This is a genomic window from Pectobacterium odoriferum (assembly GCF_009931295.1).
Lineage (GTDB): Bacteria > Pseudomonadota > Gammaproteobacteria > Enterobacterales > Enterobacteriaceae > Pectobacterium > Pectobacterium odoriferum.
On record NZ_CP034938.1, the window covers coordinates 1405382 to 1431041 of the forward strand.

The window sequence follows — 25660 nt, forward strand, 5'->3', positions numbered from 1 at the left end:
CGTATTCAGCGTGTAGGCATTTAAATAGGGCATGCCTGAGGCGCGGGTGGAATGTCATCCAGCTTCAACATAGTGATCATGCTATTGGCGATTTCCCGCTCCCCCATTACCACTTCGTTGGCACCGTGCTCCATAATGTAGCTGACTTCATCGTCATAGTGCGCGCGGGCGATAATCTCCAGATCGGCACGCTTCTCACGAGCCGCAGCGACGATTTCCCCCGCCTCATAGCCGTTCGGAATGGTCAGCAATAGCCAACGGGCACAGTCCAGACGCGCAATATCCATGATTTCAGGCTTGGTGGCGTTACCTAATACGGCTTTAATTCCCTGTTCACGCAGTGCATCAACACGTGTACGTGAATTCTCAATGACAACGATGGGAATTCCGGCCTGATGCAGTTTGGCACCAATCAGGCTACCAACACGACCATAGCCGACTAGCAGCGCATGGTTGCACATATCGACAGGAATCTGTTTCTCTTCCTCAATCGCTTCTTCCACAATCTGTTCTTCTATTGTTTCGTGCTTCGCCAGATAGCGTTCAAGCAGCGTAAACAGCAACGGGTTTATCATGATGGAGAGAATGGCACCGGCCAGTACCAGATTCCGCCCTTCTTCGGACAGCAGCCCCAGCACAATACCGAGTCCAGCCAAAATAAAGGCAAATTCACCGATCTGCGCCAGACTGGCGGAAATCGTTAATGCTGTCCGCTTAGAGTGACCAAAGAGTCGAACCAGCACGAAAGCGGCGGCCGACTTACCGAACACGATAATTGCCAGCGTGATCAGCACGGAAATGGGGTCGTTCAGCAGGATCATCGGATCAAACAGCATACCGACGGAAACGAAGAACAGTACGGCGAAGGCATCTCGCAGCGGCAGCGTGTCGTGCGCCGCACGCTGGCTGAGTTCAGATTCGTTCAATACCACACCAGCGAAGAATGCGCCCAGTGCAAAGGAGACATCAAACAGTTTCACCGCGCCAAAGGCGATACCCAGTGCCATTGCTAACACTGCCAGCGTGAAAAGCTCACGTGAACCGGTGCTGGCGCTTTTTGCCAATACCCACGGCACCAGACGACGACCTACGACAATCATCAGGGTAATAAATGCAATCACTTTACCGATGGTCCAAGCCAAATCGGTTAGCAGTTTGCTGGTGTCGGCATGCTCAGAGCCGATCATGTCGCCGAAGGCCGGTAGCAGAACCAGCGTAAGGACCATCGCCAGATCTTCCACAATCAGCCAGCCGATGGCGATTTGACCACGTTGACTATCAATAAGCTGTCGTTCTTCCAACGCGCGTAGCAGAACCACAGTACTGGCGGTTGAGAGGCAAAGGCCGAAAACCAGGCCGCTCGCCAGGCTCCAGCCCAGCATGGTGGATAACCCCATTCCAAGCAGCGTTGCCACGGCAATCTGGGCTATCGCGCCGGGAATGGCGATGGACTTTACCGCCATGAGATCTTTCAGTGAGAAGTGCAGGCCAACGCCAAACATCAGCAGGATTACGCCAAGTTCCGCGAGTTCTGATGCCAGTGAAGTATCGGCAACGAAGCCGGGTGTAAAAGGACCGACAAGAACGCCTGCGGCAAGGTAACCAACAAGGGGAGAGATACGCAGGCGGTGTGCCAGAATACCAAGGAGGAAGGCAAGAACCAGCCCCCCAGCGATAGTAGAAATTAGCGGTGTTGCAGCATGCATCCCAACTCCTTGTGCCATAGGTGAAACGTAATTGAGCGGATTTACCCTTCTTGCTTTGAAGTTACAGCGTGGTTAGCAGCGCTTACGTACCCTTATGACTTTTATTATGCACCGAAAAGCGTATTGGGATTCGTTCGTTTGCTGTTTGGCTGCAACGCCAATTACTCTGGGTATAGATAAATTCTATTGCATATAGCGAAATGTTGCTTGGATAAAAGTGGTATTTTATGAAAAATATCAGTTTCTCCAGTTAAAGGTAGTCTAACACAGATTTAGGGATGGTTTCTCGCGATAAGCATTGATAAACATGCGTAATTATTCTGATGGCGTGATGTTCTTGGCCGTAATGCCTCACTGCTTTTCTGTCTATTCAGCGGAATAATTTTATCCACTGGCGTCAAACGCCAGAAAACAGGGGATAAATGGTGTGATGCCGGATCATTCCGATGAAGCACCCATATTAGCAAGAGTTCGTGACGAGACGGCGACACTGTCGAGTCAGCGCGATATCACTCTAACGGCTATACCTAATCTGATTTTGTCGGCTATCGCACATTGTTGACGGACAGGGTGAATGCGCTTCGCGCATTGTTCATCTTGCTGTGCTAATTTGTATGGTGAATTTCTCAGTGGTTCCACTGGGTCTTTAAAATAAACGGAGATTTATCATGCGCTTTTCAACAAAAGCTTTGGGATGTACGCTGGCGGTATCGCTAGCGCTAACACCTGTTATGTCAATGGCTTGGGAAAAAGATAAAACATACGCCATCACTATTTTGCATACCAATGACCATCACGGCCACTTCTGGCATAACGACCACGGTGAATATGGGCTAGCGGCGCAAAAAACGCTGGTCGATCAGATTCGCCAGGAAGTGGCGAGTAAAGGTGGCAGCGTACTGCTGCTTTCCGGTGGTGATATTAATACCGGTGTACCTGAGTCTGATTTGCAGGATGCAGAGCCAGATTTCCGTGGTATGAACATGGTCGGCTATGATGCCATGGCACTCGGCAACCACGAGTTCGATAATCCGCTGTCTGTCCTGCGTCAACAGGAGAAATGGGCGAAATTCCCGTTGTTATCGGCCAACATCTACCAAAAAAGCACCAGTCAGCGCTTATTTAAGCCTTATGCCCTGTTCGACAAGCAAGGTGTGAAAATCGCGGTTATCGGCCTGACAACGGACGATACGGCCAAATTAGGCAATCCTGAGTATTTTACCGATATTGAATTCCGTAATCCTTCCACGGAAGCAAAGCAGGTTGTTGAGCAATTGCGGAAGAGCGAAAAGCCAGATGTGATTATTGCCGCGACGCACATGGGGCACTATGACGATGGTAATCATGGCTCGAATGCGCCGGGTGATGTGGAAATGGCGCGTAGCCTGCCGGCTGGATATCTAGACATGATTGTCGGCGGCCACTCGCAGGATCCGGTCTGTATGGCGCAGGAAAATAAAAAACAGGTGGATTATGTGCCGGGCACGCCTTGTGCACCCGATCGCCAGAACGGCACCTGGATTGTTCAAGCGCATGAGTGGGGTAAATATGTCGGCCGTGCCGATTTCACATTCCGCAATGGTGAGTTGAAGCTTGAGCATTATCAGCTGATTCCGATCAACCTGAAGAAAAAGGTAGAGAAAGACGGCAAGACCGAGCGTGTTTTCTATACGCATGAAATCATGCAGGATTCTGACGTTATGAAAATGCTGACGCCGTTCCAGGAAAAAGGGCAGGAGCAGTTGGGCATCAAGATCGGTAGCGTGAAGGGCAAACTGGAAGGCGATCGCAATCAGGTGCGTTTCCGTCAGACCAATCTGGCACGCGTACTATTGTCGGCACAGCTTGAGCGTGCAGGAGCTGATTTTGCCATCATGAGCGGTGGCGGTGTACGCGATTCAATTGAATCAGGTGATATCACCTATAAAGATGTACTGAAGGTTCAACCGTTTGCCAACACGCTGGTTTATGTGGATATGAAAGGCAGCGACGTCGAAAAATATCTGGCCGTAGCCGCCAATAAAAAGGTGGATTCCGGTGCTTATGCGCAATTCCTCAACGTCAGCCTGACGGCAGACGGGCAGGGTGTGCAAAATGTGAAGATCAAAGGTGAGCCGTTGCAGGCAGATAAAGTTTACCGTATGGCAACGCTGAACTTTAATGCGATGGGCGGTGATGGTTATCCGCGCCTTGATAATCTGCCGGGCTATGTGAACATGGGCTTTGTCGATGCTGAAGTGCTGAAACAATACATCGAGAAGCATTCACCGCTAGACGCGGAAGCCTACGCGCCGAAAGGTGAGATCGTTTATAAGTAACCAATAGTGATGGCGGTTTTTGTCTCTTCACTGATGACATAAACCGCCATTTTTTCTGGGTGTTATTCTGAGACGCCGTGTTGCATTTAAGCCTTTAATTGCCAAAGGTTAGTAATTCTAATTTACTGATTTAATTTGTTAAATAATCTTATATTTAGTAAAGCGCTTTAAAATAACAGACCAGCCAAATACACGATACTCCTGATACCCCCTAACTAACGGAGTAGTCGGTACGATGAAAAACGTAAATATTGAAATCAACGTCTGTGGCAACGCGGAAAAATCAACCTGTACTGTTAATCCCCCTATTCAAGCGGGCTCCCACACTTGCTGCCATGTGGATGTGGATAATAAGTGCGAACCTCAACCCGGTGTTTCTGGTGTTGCCTCAGTATTCGGGCGCACTGGTGTCGTAACCGCACAGCCCGGCGATTATACGGCCGATCAGATTACCGAAACCGCCACCAGAAAATTTGCCTCGCCGGATGAAAAAGCAGTCTGGAATGCCAAGCAGGCTGAATTAATTTCTGGTACCACTATCCGCACGCTCTTCGGCCAATCGTTGCTGGGCAGCGGTGATTTTTCACCGACGCCAGTGCAGATGGGCGTTGCGGCCGCGGATCACACGCACACCACAGCGGATATCACCGACTACACGCAAAAAACGAAGCAGCTCATCCATTCCTCGCTGGAAGCCGGGGCGGGCGTGACACTGAGTTATAATCCAGCGAATGAGAAAACCACCATCAGTGCGATTGGTGGTTCCGGCAGCGGCGGTTCGGGTTATATCGTTGCCGATCGTCAGGGGGCAACAGCAGGGCAAAACCATGCGTTCAGCATCAGCCCACAAAATACATTTAATCTTGCGGCGTATGCACTGAAAGAAGAAGCGGGAGCGGCGAATCAGACTTACGCTGTTGATGACTTTAATGCGTCGAGTGAACTAAATTATCACGTGACGAGCGCGGTTATTTTTGATGGAGTAATGCATGAATACTCTGGTGATACGTTCACACTTAATAACGACGGTGATGTTTTCTCAGCACCAGTTAGAGCAGATGGGAAGTATGTTAATATTTCCGTTGTTAAAAAATCTGTTGTTCCGAAGATGACATCAAATACAAATCCAGTTGGATATGTCATTAGTGCTAGTGATATGTCAAGGCCTCAGTTTTTACCCTATTTTGCATTTGATAATGACAATAATTTATCTAGTAATGAATATGATTGTTGGGGAGGGTTAAATGCTGCGACTGTAGCTAATCCTCACTGGATTAGGGTCGATCTACCAACCCCGACGACAATTTCCAGTTATAGCTTTGCTAACAGGACAGTCATTTATAATAATGGACCAAAGGACTGGGTTTTTCAGGGTTCTAATGATGGTGGTAATACTTGGGATGATTTACATGTTGTAAATGGTGACATCAATAATACGCTTGGTGCCGTCCGGATTTATAACTTCACCTCCTCTGGTAAATATAAAAGCTTCCGGTTATTTGTTACTGCTGGTTGCAATAACAATAACTATTTAACATTAAAGAAATTTAATTTATTTCAGTCTGAAAAAGTTTTAATTAGCAGTGATGATAAATGGTATTCCGCGAATAATGGCATATTGACTGAGGTTTCCTCTGCTGATTTTGATAGTGGTTTCATTAATTCGGGCTGGGTATCAAATGCATCAATTTCTGACATGCTACCAATCAAGGTTGTTGGTAGTGCTCAAATTGATCTACGGTCGTCGTATATTCCGTATACACAAATAGCCATTCAAAAATCACTGACGTCCGGCGCGTGGTCACAAATCAATTCCGCCACGCTAACCGCCACGCAGACGGGTAATGGCAAAGTGCGTGTCGCCGTGACGCGGGATTTAGTGAACTGGCACGTCTTGCGGAACGGGGCGTGGGTTGATGTTGGCGAATTGTCAGCAGATACCACAGGTGCAGAAGCACTGATTGCGGACGGTATGACGCCAGCCGAGCTCGGCGGCATTACGGCGGCACAGTGGACGCAACTGTTTTCATCCAATAACGGCGTGCCGGACGCTCTCGCGTTTGCGTTCGCACTCGATATTACCGATCCAGCGGCAGATGTCGCGACCATTGACCGACTGGTACTGAACGTCAACGATGCTTCCAGTTGGAAAGTGCAGTCACCTGCGGAAGTGGAAATCCGCTGGCGCACGGACAGCGTGACATTCCGCCCCGCGACGGCGGGTAATTACAAACTGGCGTACCAGGTTCCGTAATTATTCACCCGATAACATATTTCACTGGCCGCGTATGTCGCGGCTTTTTTATTCTGAACTTTATATAAAATTGAATGGCAAGTTATTAAAGTAATTTAAAATAATCTCTCTGGAAATTAAGTGATACTCCCCATGCCCTTTATTAACGGAGTTATCAACATAATGAAAAGCGTAAATATTGAAATCAATGTCTGTGACAGTACGGGGAAATCAACATGTACCGTTTATCCTCCTGTCCAGGTTGATCCCCACACTTGCTGCCATTCAGACAATGGCGGTGGTCAAGAACCTGGTGTTTCTGGCGTTGCCTCCGTATTCGGACGAACTGGCGTTGTCACTGCACAAGCTGGCGACTATACGGCCGATCAGATTACCGAAACCGCCACCAGAAAATTTGCCTCGCCGGATGAAAAAGCAGTCTGGAATGCCAAGCAGGCTGAATTAATCTCTGGCACCACTATCCGTACGCTCTTTGGTCAATCGTTGCTGGGCAGCGGTGATTTTTCACCGACGCCAGCGCAGATGGGCGTTGCGGCCGCTGATCACACTCACACTACAGCGGATATCACCGACTACACGCAAAAAACGAAGCAGCTCATCCATTCCTCGCTGGAAGCGGGGGCGGGTGTGACGCTGAGCTATAACCCGGTGAATGAGAAAACCATTATCAGTGCGATTGGTGGTTCCGGCAGCGGCGGTTCGGCTTATATCGTCGCCGATCGTCAGGGCGCAACAGCAGGGCAAAACCACGTGTTCAGCATCAGCCCACAAAATGCGTTTAATCTCGCGGCGTATGCGCTGAAAGAAGAAGAGGGTGCAGCAAATCAGGCTTACGCTGTTGATGACTTTAATGCGTCGAGTGAACCACATTATAACGTGACAAATGCAGTTGTTTTTGATGGGCAAGTAAAGCCATATGTGGGAGGCATTGTTGAGTTGGCTGAATCAGGTGGAGAATATTTTACAAATATAAAACCTGGAGCTAAAGCGTTATCAATCGATGATACGGAAACAACCTCCATTATCCCTGAAATGGAATCAAATGTATCTCCGAGCGGATATACGATTTCTTCATCATCGATATACACTCCTGCATATTCTGGGTGGATGGCGTTTTCGTCGACCAATCCTGGTTTTTGGAATTCTGAAGTTGGACCAACAGCTGAAGCACCTCAGTGGTTGCGGGTAGATCTACCGAGCCCGGAAGCTATCGGCGGCTATTCAATCCAGAATCGATTATCATCTGTTATCAGTAGCCCGCGATCATGGCGATTTGAGGGAAGTCATGATGGGATTACATGGGAATCCCTTCATTCTGTTAATAATGATACGAATAGTAACGCTGGGGTTATCAGAGAGTACAGAATATCCTCATCAGTAGCGTATGCGTCATACCGAATTATTATCACTGAATCAAACCCAAATACTAACTATGTTGTTATACAAAACATGAAATTATTCCCTCATGCCCGCATGTTGATTAATGGCAGTGATAATGCATGGTATACGGTTAATAATGGATTGCTGGAGAATATTGCAACAGCTGACTTTGGTCGTGGTTTTTCATCATCTGGGACGATTAATGGATCTGATGTTTCTGCTATTTCTCCGTTCTCAGTACATGCAGAGAATCAGCGTAATATTAAATTGACGTATCTCCCGAATTCACAAATTGTTATCAATAAATCCCTATTATCTGCCTCTGCGGGCTCATGGGCAAAAATCAATGCCGCCACGCTAACCGCCACACAGACGGGTAATGGCAAAGTGCGTGTCGCCGTGACGCGGGATTTAGTGAACTGGCACGTCTTGCGGAACGGGGCGTGGGTTGATGTTGGCGAATTGTCAGCAGATACCACAGGTGCAGAAGCACTGATTGCGGACGGTATGACGCCAGCCGAGCTCGGCGGCATTACGGCGGCACAGTGGACGCAACTGTTTTCATCCAATAACGGCGTGCCGGACGCTCTCGCGTTTGCGTTCGCACTCGATATTACCGATCCAGCGGCAGATGTCGCGACCATTGACCGACTGGTACTGAACGTCAACGATGCTTCCAGTTGGAAAGTGCAGTCACCTGCGGAAGTGGAAATCCGCTGGCGCACGGACAGCGTGACATTCCGCCCCGCGACGGCGGGTAATTACAAACTGGCGTATCAGGTTCCGTAATCGCTCATCACATTAACACACTACTGGCCGCGAACGTCGCGGCCTTTTCGTTTTATACCGCCCAATTTATCCCCAGCCACTCACTGCGTCATTCTAACCGCTTAGCTCGCTATTCTGCCGCCTACCCAAATACCCGCCCCACGCGCGTACGCGATGGCGTAATGTGCCGCCACTATTTTCCTTTATCTGAAATACGCGATAACCCGCGTTATCGCACGACGCATTACCAGGGTTTATTTTTCTACAGCTAACAAAATCAAACGATTGTGATTTTTAATTGAAGGATGTCTTATGAAGAGCAACGCCATTCTTAAACACATCCCCTGGATGATTCTTGGAATCATCGGGGCTGCCTGCCTCGGCGTAGTCGCACTACGTCGCGGTGAGCATATTAGTGCATTATGGATTATTGTTGCTTCTGTCGCCGTTTACCTCGTGGCTTATCGATACTACAGCCTGTATATCGCACAAAAAGTCATGCAGTTAGATCCGACCAGAGCAACCCCCGCCGTTGTGAATAACGACGGTCTTAACTATGTGCCAACGAACCGTAACGTCCTGTTCGGGCACCACTTTGCTGCTATCGCAGGGGCGGGCCCGCTGGTTGGGCCGGTACTGGCCGCGCAGGTCGGCTACTTGCCGGGCACCTTATGGCTGCTGGGCGGCGTGGTGTTGGCGGGGGCCGTGCAGGACTTCATGGTACTGTTTATTTCGACCCGTCGTAATGGCGCGTCGTTAGGCGAAATCGTTAAGAAGGAATTAGGCCCGGTACCGGGTACGATTGCGCTGTTCGGCTGCTTCCTTATCATGATCATCATTCTTGCCGTACTGGCACTGATCGTGGTGAAAGCGCTGGCAGAAAGTCCGTGGGGCGTCTTTACCGTGTGTTCTACGGTGCCGATCGCGCTGTTTATGGGCGTCTACATGCGCTTTATCCGTCCGGGTAAAGTCGGTGAAATCTCGGTGATCGGGATCGTGCTGCTGGTGCTGGCAATCTGGTTTGGTGGTGTTGTGGCACATGACCCGTACTGGGGCCCGGCGCTGACCTTCAAAGATACCACCATCACCTATACGCTGATTGGTTATGCCTTCGTGTCCGCACTGCTGCCAGTATGGTTGATTCTGGCGCCGCGTGACTATCTGGCGACCTTCCTGAAAATTGGTGTCATCGTCGGTTTGGCGATTGGTATCGTGATTCTGAATCCTGATCTGAAAATGCCGGCGGTAACGCAGTTTGTGGATGGCACCGGTCCGGTTTGGAAAGGTACGCTGTTCCCGTTCCTGTTTATTACGATTGCCTGTGGCGCGGTGTCTGGCTTCCACGCGCTGATTGCTTCCGGTACTACGCCGAAATTGATGGCTAACGAAAACGATGCGCGTTTCATCGGTTACGGTGCCATGCTGATGGAATCTTTCGTGGCGATCATGGCGCTGGTTGCGGCGTCTATCATTGAACCGGGTCTGTACTTCGCGATGAATACTCCGCCAGCGGCGCTGGGTATTACGATGCCGGATCTGCATCGTCTGGGCACTGCTGATGCGCCGATGATTCTGGCACAATTGCAGGACGTATCTGCCCACGCGGCGGCGACGGTTAGCTCTTGGGGCTTTGTGATTTCTCCTGAGCAGATTCTGCAAACGGCGAAAGACATCGGTGAACCTTCCGTTCTGAACCGTGCAGGCGGTGCACCTACGCTGGCTGTTGGTATCGCACATGTGTTCCATCAGATCATTCCTGGTGCCAACATGGGCTTCTGGTATCACTTCGGTATTCTGTTTGAAGCGCTGTTCATTCTGACGGCACTGGATGCAGGTACGCGTGCTGGCCGTTTCATGCTGCAAGATCTATTGGGTAACTTCGTTCCGTTCCTGAAGAAAACCGACTCTCTGATTGCCGGTATGATCGGTACGGCGGGCTGCGTCGGCCTGTGGGGCTACCTGCTGTATCAAGGCGTGGTTGATCCACTGGGCGGCGTGAAGAGCCTGTGGCCGTTGTTCGGTATCTCTAACCAGATGCTGGCTGCCGTGGCGCTGATTCTGGGTACGGTTATCCTGATTAAGATGAAACGTACGCAGTACATCTGGGTAACGCTGGTTCCGGCGATTTGGCTGCTGATCTGTACTACTTGGGCGCTGGGTCTGAAACTGTTCAGCGACAATCCTCAGTTGGAAGGCTTCTTCTACATGGCGAACATGTTCAAGGGCAAAATTGCGGAAGGCGGTGCCGATCTGAGCGCGCAGCAGATTTCGAACATGAACCATATCGTGACTAACAACTATACCAACGCTGGTCTGAGCATTCTGTTCCTGATCGTGGTGTACAGTATTATTGCGTACGGTATTAAAGCGGCACTGGCTGCACGTAAAGTGGCTGAACGTACCGATCAGGAAACCCCGTATGTTCCGGTTCCTGAAGGTGGCGTTAAAGTTTCTTCCGGCCACTAAGTGACTCGCGCCCGTCGGATTTTGCGAGACAGCTAGCAAGGCTGAACGTGAAAGATGACGGGTACAGATACCCTGTATAATGTATAACGTTATACAGGGTATTTTTTATCTAGCCGCTATTGCAGGCGATAGTCTGGAGGTAATGATGTTTGGCAATCTGGGAAAAGCAGGAAAATATTTGGGCCAGGCGGCGCGTATGCTGGTCGGTATGCCAGATTATGATACCTATGTGCAGCATATGCAGACTAATCACCCGGATAAACCTGCGATGACGCACGAAGAATTCTTCCGCGAACGCCAGCAGGCGCGTTACGGCGGAGACGGCAAAGGCGGGATGCGTTGCTGTTAACGACTTGGGATCTGTTATGACTCAACCTTTATCATCTGATGTGACTAAACCCGTGTATGTCACCATTCTGACAGGGTTTCTTGGTGCAGGAAAAACGACCTTATTACGGCATATTCTGAATGCCGAGCACGGCTATAAAATCGCCGTGATTGAAAACGAATTTGGCGAAGTCCCGATTGATAATACGTTAATTGGAGAACGCGCCAGTCAAATTACGACCCTAAGCAATGGCTGCATCTGCTGTACGCAGTCCAATGAACTGGCCGATGCGCTGCTCGATCTGATTGATGGCGTAGATAATGGCACGCTCGATTTTGATCACGTCATTATTGAATGCACCGGGATGGCCGATCCGGGGCCGGTGGCGCAGACCTTCTTCTCGCATGAAATTATCTGTGAACGCTTTGTTCTGGACGGGATTATCACGCTGGTGGATGCAGTACATGCGCAGCAGCAGCTCGATCAGTTCACCATCGCACAGTCGCAGATTGGCTATGCCGATCGCATACTGCTAACCAAAACCGACGTGGCAAGCGAAGACGAAACGCTGCTACCGCGTCTTCAGCGTATCAATGCGCGTGCACCGATCTACCCTGTCGTCCATGGCGATATCGATCTGAGCGTGTTGTTTAACATTGACGGTTTTGTCCTCAGCGACAAGCTGGACGTGAAAACGCCAGTATTTCGCTTTGTTGCCCCCGCGCAGAATAACGTGCAATCAATCGTTGTGTACCTCGATAAGGCGGTTGAGCTTCAGTCTGTGTCCGATGTGATGGAAAACCTGTTGCTGCAATTCTCCGATAATTTGCTGCGTTATAAAGGCATTCTGGCCATCAACGGTGATGACCGCCGCCTGCTGTTTCAGGGCGTTCAGCGCTTGTATAGCGCCGACTGGGACAGAGAATGGCACGCTGATGAAGAAAGAAAGAGCGTGCTGGTGTTTATCGGTGTGGATTTACCTGAACAGGAAATCCGTGATGCTTTCGCTCGCCTGACGGCATAACGCCATTTATCTTCTCTGTGCTGGTCGCTCAGGCCAGCACCATTCCCTCTATCCTACTTTCTTTTGCACCCCTTACTCTGCTTATGCGGCGGCACTGCCTTGCCATAGGTACATTTGCAGGATGGGAATCGTGCAATTGCACGAAAAAAATCCTACCTTATTGTAATTATTACGAATACATCTAAAACGTGATCGCCCCTCGCTTTTTAATGGAATAGGAATGGTATTTTATTAAAACGATATTTCATTTTTTAGTGGGGTTAAGTATGCGTAGTGGTCTTGCTCTGTCATTAATGGCTTCCTGCATCACATTGGGTATTCAGGCTGGTTCGGCACAAGCGGCCAGCTCCGTAAAATTCCCAGATAAAATCTGTGACGTCACGCAATACGGGGCCGAAGGCCACCGCCTACAAATCGCACTGAATACCCAGGCTTTCCAGAAAGCGATTGATGATTGTGCTGCGGCTGGCGGCGGAACGGTACACGTTCCTCGCGGTAACTATCTGGTCGATCCGCTGTTCCTGAAAAGTAACATAAGGCTGGATCTGGCAAAAGATGCGACCATCGTCGCGTCGACCGAAGAAGCAGCGTATCGCGCGACGGAAAAAACCAAGTACGCTGAAGCGGAAAATGGCTGGCTTCCCTTTATCAGTATTGCCGATGCACAGAATGTGGCTATTACTGGCCAAGGCACCATTGATGGGCAGGGCGCTGTCTGGTGGGAGCGCTGGCGCGAGAATATTCGTGCAACTGGCAAGAAAGGCGGCACCGATCGTCCACGTCTGATTTATATCAAAAGCTCTAATAACGTGCTGGTGGATGGCGTCACGCTGACGCATTCCCCGAGCTTCCACGTTGTGATGCGTTACTCGCATGATGTGGATGTGAACGGTACTCGGATTCTATCGCCGTGGCATGCGCCAAATACCGATGCTATCGACCCGATCGACAGCCAGAATATCCGTATTACCAACAACTATATCGACTGTAATGACGACCACATCGCGATAAAAGCCGAGAAGCCGGATAGCCGCTTCCCGAATGGCGTCGTGGATAACATCTATATCGCCAACAATATCCTGAAGCAGGGGCGCGGCATTTCTATCGGCAGCGAAACCTCCGGCGGCGTAAATAACGTGCTGGTTGAAAATAACCAGTTCGAAGGTTCCATGTACGGTATCCGCATTAAAACCCTGCGTGGTAAAGGCGGCGAAGTGAAAAACATCACTTACCGTAATACCAAAATGGTGGATGTTGAAATCCCGCTGGTCTTTGCCGCTTACTACAAAGCTGCGCCGATTGTGCAGGCTGAAGTAGACAAGATGCTGGCCGAAGGCGGCTTCACGATGGGGGAGCAAATTTATCCGCCGGATACCGATCCAGAGCAGCCATTTGATCAGTACAAGACGCCGCATTTCAGCAATGTGACGATCGAGAATCTGGAGTCGACCGGTAAGACCAAGGCCGCTGCGTATATTATCGGCGTACCGGAAGCCCCACTCAGTGGTTTCCACTTTGATAATGTGCGTATTGATGCGGATAAAGGCATTCGCGTAAGGAATGCGGAGTTGCAGACCAAAGGCTTGACGCTGAATGTGAAAGAAGGCCCAGTGATGCAGTTGGATAAAGGGGCGAAAGTCGATCAGTAATCGATTATACCCAAAATAATTCGAGTTTCGGGAAGGCGGCAAGGGAAGGAATCCCGATGAGCTTACTCAAGTAAGTGATTCGGGTGACTGACAAACCAGCCAGAGGCTAGTTTGAACGCTGCTTGCAGCGGCCCCAACGGGGCGAGCCACACGCCAGTGTGTCGAGTAGTGCAGCCAACGCACATGAAACTTGAAGTATGACGAGTATATGAAGCGGTAGCAGGGGACACACTGGCCGTGGAGTCCTCTGCTATCTGCTTCCTTTGATGCTACATCGTCAGGCAGGTTATGCTCATTTAATCACGAGTATTAATCATGCCTGGCGATATCGGCAAAGGTGGCGCGCAGCAGTCGCGCCAGATCGTCTGCCGATAGTTCAATATCCAACCCACGCTTACCGCCGGAAATGAAAATGGTACCGAACTGGCGTGCCGGTTCATCAATCACGGTTGGCAACAGTTTCTTCTGCCCAAGTGGGCTGATTCCTCCTACCAGATAACCTGTGACACGCTGAGCGATGACCGGATCGGCCATATCCGCTTTTTTAGCCGACAGCGCACGGGCGACTTTCTTGAGATCCAGCATGCCGGCGACTGGCGTAACGGCCACGGCGAGATTTTTCGCATCACCATTCAGAGAAACAAGCAGCGTTTTATAAACTTGTTCTTTATTCAGTCCCAGCTTTCTGGCCGCTTCTTCGCCAAAGTTGGTTTCATCGCTGTCGTGGTGGTAGCTGTGTAGCGTAAAGGCGACCTTGTTTTTTTCGAGCAGATTGACTGCGGGTGTCATGATTTCACTATCCTTAACCCTGTTGCGGGCCTTATCTTGCGGACGCGGTTACGCGTCATAACGTGTTCTTTCATGGGGTTGCGGTATGACCATTTTTGAGCAGCGTGGGTAAGTTCTCATCGCCATACAGATGCAGTGCGCCTACGGCCACAACGTAATTTCCGGGTGGCAACGCCTGAAGTTGCTGCTGCCAGCGGCGGTTACGCTGGCCCATCAACAGGTCGGTCATTTCATTGCTGAACGTCGCGGGGATATCCGGCGCATATTTGCTAGGTCTGCTGTCTAGCCACCAGCCCACCATCGTTTGTAGCAAATGGGCGTTGGTGCGCCAGTGTTTAATCGTATCCTCCAGCAACAGCAGGCCGCCCTGCGGTAGTTGTTGTAACAAATCAACCTGCGTCTTCTGTCCTTCTAGCTCGATAACCTGAATACCGTGAGATTTCGCGGCGTTAATCAACTGATAATCGATGCCGTAGTCGGGGCGTAAGCCCAGCAACTGTGCCTGTCTCGCTTGTAGCATCAGTGCGGCCTGCCAGGCAGGAAGCGTACTGATATTGCTCTCATCGAAAGAGAGCGACTCGCAGATTTTTTGCAACTGGCGGTAGTTTTCTGGGCTGAGGCGTTGTACGAGCGGTGGCTCGGCGTCACTGTGTCCGAAGGGGGAATGTGAATCGGATATATCGGCTTCGACAATGAGTGCGGTCGCCTGCCGGAGCTGTTGCAACAGCGTATCGGGCAGCGGTGCCATATCCTTGCTACCCATATGAATACTGCCGACCAGATGCAGCTGTCGTTCATTGGTAAGCTGAACGTCTATCGCTGGGTAGGCGTAAGCCAGCGGTGAGATAAAGCCAAGAAAAGTCGCGATTCTACGCAGCAGTTGCCCCATTGGTTCCGTCTCCTGATGTGGAATAACTATGCTAAACGCTAGATGCGGAACAATACAAGGTATACCGAAGCTGGAGTGAACGCGGTTGAATAAGTCTGGCTACAGGCGATAAACATCACGATGATTTTCAGAAAGGCCAAACGCGGCGCGTCTCAACAACGCGCCGCGTTTGTATTACTGATTTTTAGGTTTAAAACGCAGCAGGCGGTTGGCGTTGCTGACCACCGTGATGGAGGAGAGCGCCATCGCTGCACCGGCCACCACGGGGCTAAGTAGCGTCCCGGTCAGCGGGTAGAGCACGCCAGCGGCAATGGGGATCCCCAGCGAGTTATAGATAAATGCGCCCAGCAGGTTCTGCTTCATGTTGCGCAGCGTGGCATTGGAGAGCGCCAGCGCATCGGCGACACCGTGCAGGCTGTGGCGCATCAGCGTGATAGCGGCGGTTTCAATCGCGATATCGCTGCCGCCGCCCATCGCAATGCCGACATCGGCCTGTGCCAGTGCTGGCGCATCGTTGATGCCATCACCAATCATGGCCACGCGCTTGCCCTGAGCCTGTAGCTTTTTGATGGCTTCCGCTTTGCCGTCTGGCAGCACGCCAGCAATCACTTGGTCGATACCCGCTTCTTTCGCGATGCTTTTCGCTGTGAGCGGGTTGTCTCCCGTGAGCATGACGAGCTGATAGCCTTGCTGGTGGAGACGTTGCAAGGCGCTGACGCTATCCGCTCGCAGCGGATCGTGGATGGAAAACACCGCAATGATGTGGCCATTTGCCGCCAGCAATACCGGCGTGATACCGCACTGAGCCTGCTCATTGATCAGCGTTTCGCCTGCGGTGATATCGACCTGATGCTGTTTGAGCAGCGCTGGATTCCCCAGCAGCAGGTCGGCATCACCGATCTTGCCGCTGACGCCGAGGCCGCGCAGCGTACGGAACTGTTCGACTTGCGTGAATGTCAGACTCTCTGCTCGTTCAAGAATCGCTTTTGCCAGTGGGTGATTCGAGCCTTGCTCCAGCGAAGCCGCCCAGGCTAGCGTCTGAACTTCCGTCACGTCGGCGAAGGTATGAATCGCCACGACGCGCGGCTGTCCTTCGGTTAGCGTACCGGTTTTGTCAAACACCAGCACATCCAGCTTACTGGCCTGCTGTAAGGCATCAGCATCACGCACCAGCACGCCAAACTCTGCGGCACGTCCGACGCCGGAAATAATCGACATCGGTGTTGCCAGCCCAAGCGCACAGGGGCAAGCAATGATCAGAACGGTCGTGACGATAATGAGCGTGTAGACAATCTGCGGCTGTGGCCCCACGAAGAACCAGATTGCACCGCTGAGAAGGGCGATGGCCACGACGACGGGAACAAACACGGCAGAAATACGATCCGCCAACTGGCCGATAGCGGGTTTGCTACTTTGCGCCTGCCTGACCAGTCGGATGATTCGCGATAGGGTGGTTTGGTTGCCGATGGCGTCCGCGCGAAAGAGGACGCTACCGTCGGAAACCAGCGTACCTGCGTGAACCGTATCGCCGGACGTTTTGGCTTGCGGGATCGGTTCCCCGGTCAGCATGGCTTCATCCACCCACACTTCGCCTTGCAAAATCTCGCCATCGACAGGAATACGATCGCCGGTTGTCAGACGCAGCGTCATGCCGGCCTGCACATCGGATAGCGGAATGGATTTTTCACCTTCCGGCGTCACGACGCGGGCGGTGGGGGGCGTCAAATCCAGTAACCGTTCCAGCGCCCGCGAAGAGCGTTGACGGGCACGCTGTTCCAGCGCATGACCGAGGTTGATTAAACCGATGATCATCGCACTGGCTTCATAATAAAGATGGCGCGCGGCCATCGGGAAAAGATCCGGCCACAGATTGACGGTAATAGAGTAAAGCCAGGCGGCACCCGTTCCCAGCGCGACCAGCGTATCCATGGTCGCGGTGCCATTTCTCAGACTGCGCCAGGCGTTACGGTAAAAATGACTGCCAGCGAACACCATCACCGCCAGCGTCAAAATACCGATGACCAGCCACGGCGTTTGGCTTTCCGGCGTCAGGCTCATGCTGCCGCCCAGTACGCCCCACAACATCAGCGGCACACCAAGCAGTAATCCCAGCGCGGCCTGCCATTGGAAACGGCGAATAGCCTGCTGAGAGGTTTGCTGCTGGCGCGCGCGGCGAGCTTCTTCGTCCTGAATAATTTCCGCGCCATAGCCCGCTTGCTCAACGGCGGCGATCAGCGCTTCCGGTTCGGCGTGACCGCTGACTAACGCGCTACGTTCGGCCAGATTCACCCGTGCCTGTGTGACGCCGCTGACGTTTTGTAGCGCAGTTTGTACGCGGTTCACACAGCTGGCGCAACTCATGCCCTGAAGCAGGAGCTGTACGCTGTCGTCATCGCGGGTGGCGAGTGTTGTTATTGCCGGAAGAGTACTCTCGGCCGCTGGCAGCGCTTCCGGCGTCGTCGCTACCTGTGCCAGCGGCTCAGTTTTTGGGTGAATGTTCTCCTGCACGCTGGCGTGATAGCCGGCTTCTTCAATGGCGCTAATCAGTGTTGTGGCCTCAACGTTGCCATACACGGTTGCCTGCTCTGTGGTGACATCCGTCGCCACGACGCCGGGAATGGTTTCCAGCACTTTACGCGTAGCGGCGACGCAGTGATTGCAGCTCAGGCCGGAAAGCTGAAGAGAGACATCCGGCGTGGTAGCAAGCTGTGCTTCGTAGCCAGCCTGCTCAATAGTGTCGATCAACGTCTGGGAATCAACGTCACCGCTGACGCTGGCGTACTGTTGGGTGACGTTGGTTTGTTCGATCGCAGGCAACGCATCCAGTGCTTTTTTCACGCGTTGGACACAGTGTCCGCAGGTCAGTCCCTGCAACGACAACACGATAGTTTGAGACATAATAATTTTCTCCCGTGATCACAGCCGGCGGTGAAAGACGTTGACCGGCCATCTGATTTCTACTAGTTATTGAGTAAGGTAAACCTTCTAGCAAGGGGAGGGTCAAGGGGGAAATCATGAATATCAGTGATGTTGCGAAAAAAACCGGTCTTAGTAGTAAAACCATTCGCTTCTATGAAGAGAAAGAACTTCTGACTACGCCGCTGCGTTCTGAAAATGGTTACCGCAGCTACGACGACCATCACGTCGAAGAGCTGACGCTGCTGCGTCAGGCGCGCCAGGTTGGTTTTAATCTGGATGAATGCCGAGAGTTGGTTACGTTATTTAACGATCCGCTGCGGCGAAGTTCGGATGTAAAAGCACGAACCTTGCAGAAAGTGCAGGAAATCGAGATGCATATCGAAGAGCTGAAAACGATGCGTGAACATTTGCTGGCGCTGGCCGAACAGTGTCCGGGAGATGGGGGGGCGGAGTGTCCGATAATCAATAATCTGGCGGGCTGTTGTCAGAAAGGGTAGTGTCAAAAAGAATAGTGTCACAAAGGGGAGACGGGCTCCCCCAAATAATGCGTTATGTTAGCGCTCAGTCGGGCGCACATGCAGCGTGATACCATCGATGGCAATCACTTCAACCTGCGTACCGGCGGGCAGATCTTGTTCTGATTTCACGCGCCAACTGCTGTCACCGATGTTTACCCGCCCGAAACCGTTGATCACCGGATCGGTCAGCGTAGCGCGTAGTCCAACCAGTTGTTGCCCGCGCTGGTTGAGCATCGACGGTGGGCGTGACTGCGTTCGTTTACGCAGCCAATACCACCAGAGTAGTGCCGTAACGATCGTCAGGATGGCGAAAATCGTTCCCTGTAATGGCCACCCCAGCGGCATCACCCACGTTAATAGCCCAACCAATACTGCCGATAAACCGCTCCACAGCAAATAGCCACTGGCACCCAGCATTTCGGCGGCCAAAAGCAGACCGCCGAGCGACAGCCAGAACCAGTGCGCATTTTCCATCACCAGTTCAATGCCCATTATTGACCTCGGCTGTTTTTGCTATCTTTAATCAGTTCCGTGATCCCACCGATAGCCCCCATCAGGTTGCTGGCTTCCAGCGGCATCATGATCACTTTGCTGTTATTAGAAGAACCGATCTGCTGTAGCGCATCAGTATATTTCTGTGCGACGAAGTAGTTAATCGCCTGAATGTTACCTGCCGCGATGGCTTCGGATACCATTTTAGTCGCCTGTGCTTCCGCTTCTGCTGCACGCTCACGCGCTTCTGCTTCAAGGAAGGCAGATTGGCGTTGGCCTTCAGCTTTGAGAATCTGCGACTGTTTTTCCCCTTCGGCTTTCAGGATAGCGGCCTGACGTACCCCTTCGGCCTCCAGAATATCGGCACGTTTGTTACGCTCCGCTTTCATCTGCGCGTTCATGGCGGCAATCAGTTCAGCGGGTGGACGTACGTCGCGAATCTCGATGCGGGTGATTTTCACGCCCCACGGGTTAGTGGCTTCATCAACAATGTGCAGCAGGCGGGTGTTAATGCTATCGCGCTGAGACAGCATTTCATCCAGCTCCATGGAACCCAGCACCGTACGGAAGTTGGTCATGGTGAGGTTCACGATAGCCTGTTCCAGATTGCTAACTTCATAGGCGGCCCGCGCGGGATCGATCACCTGAATAAAACACACGGCATCAATGGCTACATTGGCGTTATCGCGTGAGATTATTTCCTGAGAGGGGATATCTAATACCTGTTCCATCATGTTGATTTTACGACCAACACGATCCATAAACGGCACGACCAGATTCAGCCCCGGCATCAGCGTTTTGGTATAGCGACCAAACCGTTCCACAGTCCATTGATATCCCTGAGGTACGATTTTGATGCCTGACCAGACGATGATGAGTGCAACAAAGATTAAAATAGGAATGACGGTGAGCATATTCTAAAACCTCCAGGTTGTTTTATCCCCGCCATACTTCAAGCTGCATGTTCGTTGGTAATACTCAGCTCATCTCTGAGCCTCGCCCTGACGGGCCAACGCTTTGTGTTGTTCAAAACACCTGTGTTTTGTCCCGCAACTTGAATTATTTAGGGTATATAGCAGTCGAAAAACGATTTTAGTGGGTAGTGTAACTCACTTGGGTATGAAAGCGGGCAGTAAATACGCCCGCCAGTAAACGCGGTAAGGAGAATGTCCTGTGAGGGAATGGGGCTAGATATCGAGTTCGATATCGCCCTGAGGCATACAGCAGCAGGGGAGGATTTCATCCTGTTGGATGCAGGCCAGCGGAGTTTGACGATACGCTACTCTGCCTTTCACCAGACGCAGTCGACAGGAGCCGCAATAGCCGGAGCGGCACTGATATTCAATGCTGACTCGGTTAGACTCCAGTACATCCAGCAGCGAATAGCCGTCGTCTGAACAGGAAAACTGCGCACCGGATGTGCGCAGTGTGATCGTTGGATTGCTCATCGATTACAGCTGGAAATCGCTCAGATCGTCGTCGCTGATTTCTGAATCGATCTGACCGACCAGATAAGAGCTGACTTCAACTTCCTGTGGCGCGACCTGTACGTTATCGGACACCAGCCAGGCGTTGATCCACGGGATTGGGTTCGTGCGCGTCTGGAACGGCAGCGGCAGCCCAACCGCCTGCATGCGGATGTTGGTGATGTATTCCACGTACTGGCACAGAATATCTTTGTTCAGACCAATCATCGAACCATCACGGAACAGGTATTCAGCCCACTCTTTTTCTTGCTGAGCAGCGAGCACGAACAGGTCATAGCACTCTTGCTGACATTCCTCGGCAATCTGCGCCATTCCTGGGTCGTCATGGCCCGAACGCATCAGGTTCAGCATGTGCTGCGTGCCGGTCAGGTGCAGCGCTTCATCACGGGCGATCAGCTTGATGATTTTGGCATTGCCTTCCATCAGTTCGCGTTCTGCAAAAGCAAATGAACAGGCGAAGCTGACGTAGAAACGAATGGCTTCCAGCGCGTTTACGCTCATCAGGCAGATATACAACTGCTTTTTCAGTTCATGTAGGTTCACGGTCACGGTCTTGCCGTTAACCTGATGTGTCCCTTCACCCAGCAAATGATAGTAGCTGGTCATCTCAATCAGCGAGTCGTAGTAACCAGAGATATCCTTGGCGCGCTTCAAAATCTCTTCGTTCGTTACGATATCGTCAAACACCAGCGATGGATCGTTCACGATATTACGAATGATGTGCGTGTAGGAGCGTGAGTGAATGGTTTCCGAGAAAGCCCAGGTTTCCACCCAGGTTTCCAACTCAGGGATAGAAATCAGCGGCAGCAGCGCTACGTTTGGGCTACGTCCCTGAATTGAATCCAGCAGCGTTTGGTATTTCAGGTTGCTGATGAAGATGTGTTTTTCATGATCGGGCAGCGCCTGATAGTCGATGCGATCGCGGGACACGTCAACTTCTTCCGGACGCCAGAAGAAGGACAGCTGTTTTTCGATCAGTTTTTCGAAAATTTCATACTTTTGCTGATCGAAACGTGCAACGTTAACCGACTGACCGAAGAACATCGGTTCTAGCAGTTGGTCATTTTTGTTCTGTGAAAACGTGGTATAGGCCATGAGTCTCTCCAAAAAAATGCCGGTAGCATTTTTTAACGCCGCTTGTGAAGGCCCATAAGGGGCGAGGCAGCGACGCCTGCTATAAAAGAGAAAGGCTGCATCGGCAGCCTTTCATTATTGGCTTAAATCTTACACGCGCCGCCTTCGCAGCCGTCGTCCTGCGGTTCTGCCAACAGATCGTCTTGTACGTCTTCCGCGCCGTCACGGGTGTTTTGGTAATACAGCGTTTTCACGCCGAATTTGTAGGCCGTGACCAGATCTTTCAGCAGCTGTTTCATCGGTACTCGACCTGATGGGAAACGTGACGGATCGTAGTTAGTGTTGGAAGAGATCGCCTGATCGACAAATTTCTGCATCAGACCAACCAGTTGCAGATAGCCGTCGTTATTTGGCATATCCCACAGCAGTTCGTAAGCGTCTTTCAGCGTTTCGTACTCCGGTACCACTTGGCGCAGAATGCCGTCTTTGGACGCTTTGACGCTGATGTGGCCGCGCGGCGGTTCAATACCGTTGGTGGCGTTGGAGATCTGAGATGAGGTTTCAGATGGCATCAGCGCGGACAGCGTGGAGTTACGCAGACCGTACTCTTTGATGTCATTACGCAGCGCTTCCCAGTCGAGATGCAGTGGTTCGTTACAGATCGCATCCAGATCGCGCTTATAGGTATCGATAGGCAAAATACCCTGTGAATAGGTAGTTTCATTGAACCACGGGCAGGCACCTTGCTCACGTGCCAGCACATTCGATGCCTTCAACAGATAGTACTGAATAGCTTCAAACGTTTTGTGCGTCAGGCCGTTAGCGCTGCCGTCGGAGTAGCGCACGCCATTTTTCGCCAGATAGTAGGCGAAGTTGATGACGCCAATACCTAATGTACGGCGACCCATCGCACCACGCTCTGCGGCCTTAATCGGGTAATCCTGATAATCCAGCAGGGCATCCAACGCACGCACGGCCAGCGTCGCCAGCTCTTCCAGATCGTCTAAGCTATTGATGGCACCGAGGTTGAAAGCAGACAGCGTACACAGCGCGATTTCACCATTTTCATCATTCACGTCGTTCAACGGCTTGGTCGGCAGCGCGATTTCCAGACACAGGTTAGACTGGCGAACCGGCGCAATCTGTGGATCGAATGGGCTGTGCGTGTTGCAGTGGTCAACGTTCTGAATATAAATGCGTCCTGTGGAAGCACGTTCCTGCATCATCAGGGAGAACAGCTCACCGGCTTTGATACGCTGTTTGCGGATACTGGCATCCTGCTCATATTGTACATACAGGCGCTCGAATTCATCCTGATCGGCAAAGAAAGCGTCGTACAGCCCGGGGACGTCAGATGGGCTGAACAGGGTGATCTCTTCACCTTTTACCAAACGCTGATACATCAGTTTGTTCAACTGCACGCCGTAATCGAGGTGACGCACGCGGTTGCCTTCTACGCCACGGTTGTTTTTCAGTACCAGCAGACTTTCCACTTCCAGATGCCACAGCGGGTAGAACAGCGTGGCAGCACCGCCGCGTACGCCGCCCTGAGAGCAGGATTTCACTGCCGTCTGGAAGTGTTTATAGAAAGGAATACAGCCCGTGTGGAACGCTTCACCGCCGCGAATTGGGCTACCGAGCGCACGGATGCGGCCCGCGTTAATGCCGATACCGGCACGTTGAGAAACGTATTTCACAATAGCGCTGGACGTTGCGTTGATGGAATCCAGACTGTCGCCACATTCGATCAGCACGCAAGAGCTGAACTGACGCGTTGGCGTACGCACCCCCGCCATGATTGGCGTTGGCAGAGAAATTTTGAACGTAGAGATCGCGTCATAAAAACGTTTAACGTAATCCAGACGCGTCTCACGCGGGTAGCCGGAGAACAGGCAGGCGGCGACCAGAATGTACAGGAATTGGGCGCTTTCGTAGATATCACCGGTGACACGGTTTTGTACCAGGTATTTCCCTTCCAGCTGTTTCACCGCTGCATAGGAGAAATTCATGTCACGCCAGTGATCGATGAAAGCGTCCATTTGGGCGAATTCTTCCTGGCTATAGTCTTCCAGCAGGTGTTTGTCGTACTTGCCCAGTTCTACCATCTTGGTGACGTGAGTCAGCAGAGCAGGCGGCTCAAACTGGCCGTAGGCTTTCTTACGCAGATGGAAGATAGCCAAACGCGCGGCCAGATATTGATAATCCGGGCTTTCGCGAGAGATTAGATCGGCTGCGGCCTTAATGATGGTTTCATGGATATCAGAGGTTTTGATGCTGTCATAAAACTGAATGTGTGAACGCAGTTCGACCTGAGAAACGGAAACATTGTGTAAACCTTCTGCGGCCCAGGTAATGACGCGGTGGATTTTATCCAAATTGATTTTTTCTTTACTGCCATCGCGTTTGGTAACGAGCAAGCTCTGGTTCATGTTGGGATTTACCTGTTGGTGAAAATAAAAAATATCCCCTGTTTATTCACAGAAACACCCCTGTGACTAACTCTGTGGATAAATACTAGATATAGATATTTTTTGATAAATAGCTACTACATGGTGAGTATTGTAGTGTGGATTCTTTTAAGAACAAGAGTTGATTTTTCGTTAATTTAAGGATTTAAGAACAGACATTTTGTTAAAAACCCCATCAAACAAGGTAGTTAAGGATACTTTCCTTAATTTGTGCGGGATGTGCTTTGTGATCTTTTGCTGGTTTCGTCATCAATATGATTATGCGCGGCAAAAACCGCGCATCTTTTAAGAGCATTCTTAATCGGTTCTATTTATCGTGGCGAGTGTGCAGCATGTAGTTCACGTCCACGTTTGGACCCAGTTTAAAGTGGTCCGTCAGCGGGTTGTAGTGCAGCCCGGTGATATGCTTTTCACGCAGCGGTGTACTGTCAACCCAGTGCATCAGCTCTGCCGGGCGAATGAATTTCTTAATGTCGTGCGTGCCGCGTGGCACCATTTTTAGCACGTACTCCGCACCGATAACAGCCATCATCCACGCTTTCGCATTGCGGTTGATGGTGGAGAAAAAGACGTGTCCGCCGGGTTTGACCAACTTGGCGCAGGCCTGCACCACGGATTGTGGGTCGGGAACATGCTCTAGCATTTCCATACAGGTGACGACATCGTAGAGGCCCGGATGAGCGTGTGCATGCGCTTCTACCGTTTCCTGCACGTAATCAACGGCGACACCGCTTTCCAGCGCATGCAAACGCGCGACCTGCAACGGTTCTGCGCCCATATCGAGCCCAGTGACGTCCGCGCCTTCATGCGCCATGCTTTCGGCCAAAATGCCGCCGCCGCAGCCGACATCCAGCACTTTCTTGCCGAACAGGCCTTCCGCGTGCTGCGAAATATAGCCCAGACGCAGCGGATTAATGCGGTGCAATGGTTTGAATTCACCTTCTAAATCCCACCAGCGTGAAGCGATAGCCTCAAATTTGGCAATCTCCTGATGGTCAACGTTCGGAGTTTGATTCTCTACATTCATGTGTCATCACTGCCTTTCGTTATCTTCTACTGCCGCGAGTATACTCCCTTCGTGTCGCAACGTGCAGCGGTGTCCGTTTTCTCTGAGGGATAGCCTGTGAATAA

18 protein-coding genes are annotated in these 25660 nt (G+C 51.4%); 8 read left to right on the top strand and 10 right to left on the bottom strand.

What is annotated here, in order from left to right; translation table 11 throughout:
- Positions 1 to 20 precede the first annotated feature (20 nt).
- Positions 21 to 1706: a YbaL family putative K(+) efflux transporter gene (ybaL, locus tag EO763_RS06205; RefSeq protein WP_161528413.1), complete on the bottom strand. Its 1686-nt coding sequence runs from the start codon at positions 1704 to 1706 to the stop codon at positions 21 to 23.
- A 668-nt stretch (positions 1707 to 2374) separates the two neighbouring features.
- Between ybaL and ushA the strand changes: the two genes are divergently transcribed.
- The 7 genes from ushA (at position 2375) to EO763_RS06240 (ending at position 13893) form a co-directional block, all read left to right on the top strand.
- Complete coding sequence (gene ushA / locus EO763_RS06210) at positions 2375 to 4024, top strand: bifunctional UDP-sugar hydrolase/5'-nucleotidase UshA (RefSeq protein ID WP_161528414.1); 1650 nt, start codon at positions 2375 to 2377, stop codon at positions 4022 to 4024.
- A 235-nt stretch (positions 4025 to 4259) separates the two neighbouring features.
- Positions 4260 to 6278 carry a discoidin domain-containing protein gene (locus EO763_RS06215; protein WP_161528415.1) on the top strand — a complete coding sequence of 673 codons (2019 nt, stop codon included), beginning with the start codon at positions 4260 to 4262 and terminating at the stop codon, positions 6276 to 6278.
- A 162-nt stretch (positions 6279 to 6440) separates the two neighbouring features.
- Entirely contained in the window at positions 6441 to 8447 is a 2007-nt protein-coding gene (locus EO763_RS06220; RefSeq protein ID WP_161528416.1) for a discoidin domain-containing protein, read from the top strand.
- Between the two features lie 291 nt (positions 8448 to 8738).
- Positions 8739 to 10892 (top strand): carbon starvation CstA family protein, encoded by a 2154-nt coding sequence (locus EO763_RS06225; RefSeq protein ID WP_039494130.1) that lies wholly within the window; start codon positions 8739 to 8741, stop codon positions 10890 to 10892.
- Between the two features lie 145 nt (positions 10893 to 11037).
- Positions 11038 to 11241, top strand: coding sequence for a YbdD/YjiX family protein (locus tag EO763_RS06230; RefSeq protein ID WP_161530350.1), 204 nt, complete (start codon positions 11038 to 11040; stop codon positions 11239 to 11241).
- A 16-nt stretch (positions 11242 to 11257) separates the two neighbouring features.
- A complete protein-coding gene (yjiA, locus tag EO763_RS06235; protein ID WP_039472416.1) occupies positions 11258 to 12244 on the top strand; it encodes a GTPase in 987 nt (328 codons plus the stop codon).
- A 266-nt stretch (positions 12245 to 12510) separates the two neighbouring features.
- Positions 12511 to 13893, top strand: coding sequence for a glycoside hydrolase family 28 protein (locus EO763_RS06240; RefSeq protein ID WP_039485995.1), 1383 nt, complete (start codon positions 12511 to 12513; stop codon positions 13891 to 13893).
- A gap of 309 nt (positions 13894 to 14202) precedes the next feature.
- Here EO763_RS06240 and ybaK read toward each other — a convergent pair whose 3' ends face one another.
- The 3 genes from ybaK to copA all read right to left on the bottom strand — a co-directional run bounded on the left by ybaK (position 14203) and on the right by copA (position 18469).
- Positions 14203 to 14682, bottom strand: coding sequence for a Cys-tRNA(Pro)/Cys-tRNA(Cys) deacylase YbaK (gene ybaK, locus EO763_RS06245; RefSeq protein WP_039494133.1), 480 nt, complete (start codon positions 14680 to 14682; stop codon positions 14203 to 14205).
- A gap of 70 nt (positions 14683 to 14752) precedes the next feature.
- Positions 14753 to 15571 carry a TraB/GumN family protein gene (locus tag EO763_RS06250; RefSeq protein ID WP_161528417.1) on the bottom strand — a complete coding sequence of 273 codons (819 nt, stop codon included), beginning with the start codon at positions 15569 to 15571 and terminating at the stop codon, positions 14753 to 14755.
- A 174-nt stretch (positions 15572 to 15745) separates the two neighbouring features.
- Entirely contained in the window at positions 15746 to 18469 is a 2724-nt protein-coding gene (copA, locus tag EO763_RS06255) for a copper-exporting P-type ATPase CopA (protein ID WP_161528418.1), read from the bottom strand.
- Positions 18470 to 18585: 116 nt separating this feature from the next.
- On the opposite strand from copA, the gene cueR reads away from it, so the two are divergent.
- Entirely contained in the window at positions 18586 to 18987 is a 402-nt protein-coding gene (cueR, locus tag EO763_RS06260; RefSeq protein WP_161528419.1) for a Cu(I)-responsive transcriptional regulator, read from the top strand.
- 57 nt (positions 18988 to 19044) lie between these two features.
- On the opposite strand, the gene EO763_RS06265 is transcribed toward cueR, so the two are convergent.
- The 6 genes from EO763_RS06265 to ubiG all read right to left on the bottom strand — a co-directional run bounded on the left by EO763_RS06265 (position 19045) and on the right by ubiG (position 25556).
- Positions 19045 to 19500 carry an NfeD family protein gene (locus tag EO763_RS06265; protein WP_161528420.1) on the bottom strand — a complete coding sequence of 152 codons (456 nt, stop codon included), beginning with the start codon at positions 19498 to 19500 and terminating at the stop codon, positions 19045 to 19047.
- Positions 19500 to 20414 carry an SPFH domain-containing protein gene (locus tag EO763_RS06270; RefSeq protein ID WP_010301277.1) on the bottom strand — a complete coding sequence of 305 codons (915 nt, stop codon included), beginning with the start codon at positions 20412 to 20414 and terminating at the stop codon, positions 19500 to 19502. The genes EO763_RS06265 and EO763_RS06270 overlap by 1 nt, the downstream gene beginning before the upstream one ends.
- 273 nt (positions 20415 to 20687) lie before the next feature.
- Entirely contained in the window at positions 20688 to 20948 is a 261-nt protein-coding gene (gene yfaE / locus EO763_RS06275) for a class I ribonucleotide reductase maintenance protein YfaE (protein ID WP_161528421.1), read from the bottom strand.
- Positions 20949 to 20951: 3 nt separating this feature from the next.
- Entirely contained in the window at positions 20952 to 22082 is a 1131-nt protein-coding gene (gene nrdB / locus EO763_RS06280) for a class Ia ribonucleoside-diphosphate reductase subunit beta (RefSeq protein WP_161528422.1), read from the bottom strand.
- A 122-nt stretch (positions 22083 to 22204) separates the two neighbouring features.
- Positions 22205 to 24490, bottom strand: a complete 2286-nt coding sequence (nrdA, locus tag EO763_RS06285) for a class 1a ribonucleoside-diphosphate reductase subunit alpha (RefSeq protein WP_039494145.1) — start codon at positions 24488 to 24490, stop codon at positions 22205 to 22207.
- Between the two features lie 346 nt (positions 24491 to 24836).
- Positions 24837 to 25556, bottom strand: a complete 720-nt coding sequence (ubiG, locus tag EO763_RS06290; RefSeq protein ID WP_104213327.1) for a bifunctional 2-polyprenyl-6-hydroxyphenol methylase/3-demethylubiquinol 3-O-methyltransferase UbiG — start codon at positions 25554 to 25556, stop codon at positions 24837 to 24839.
- Positions 25557 to 25660: the final 104 nt, after the last annotated feature.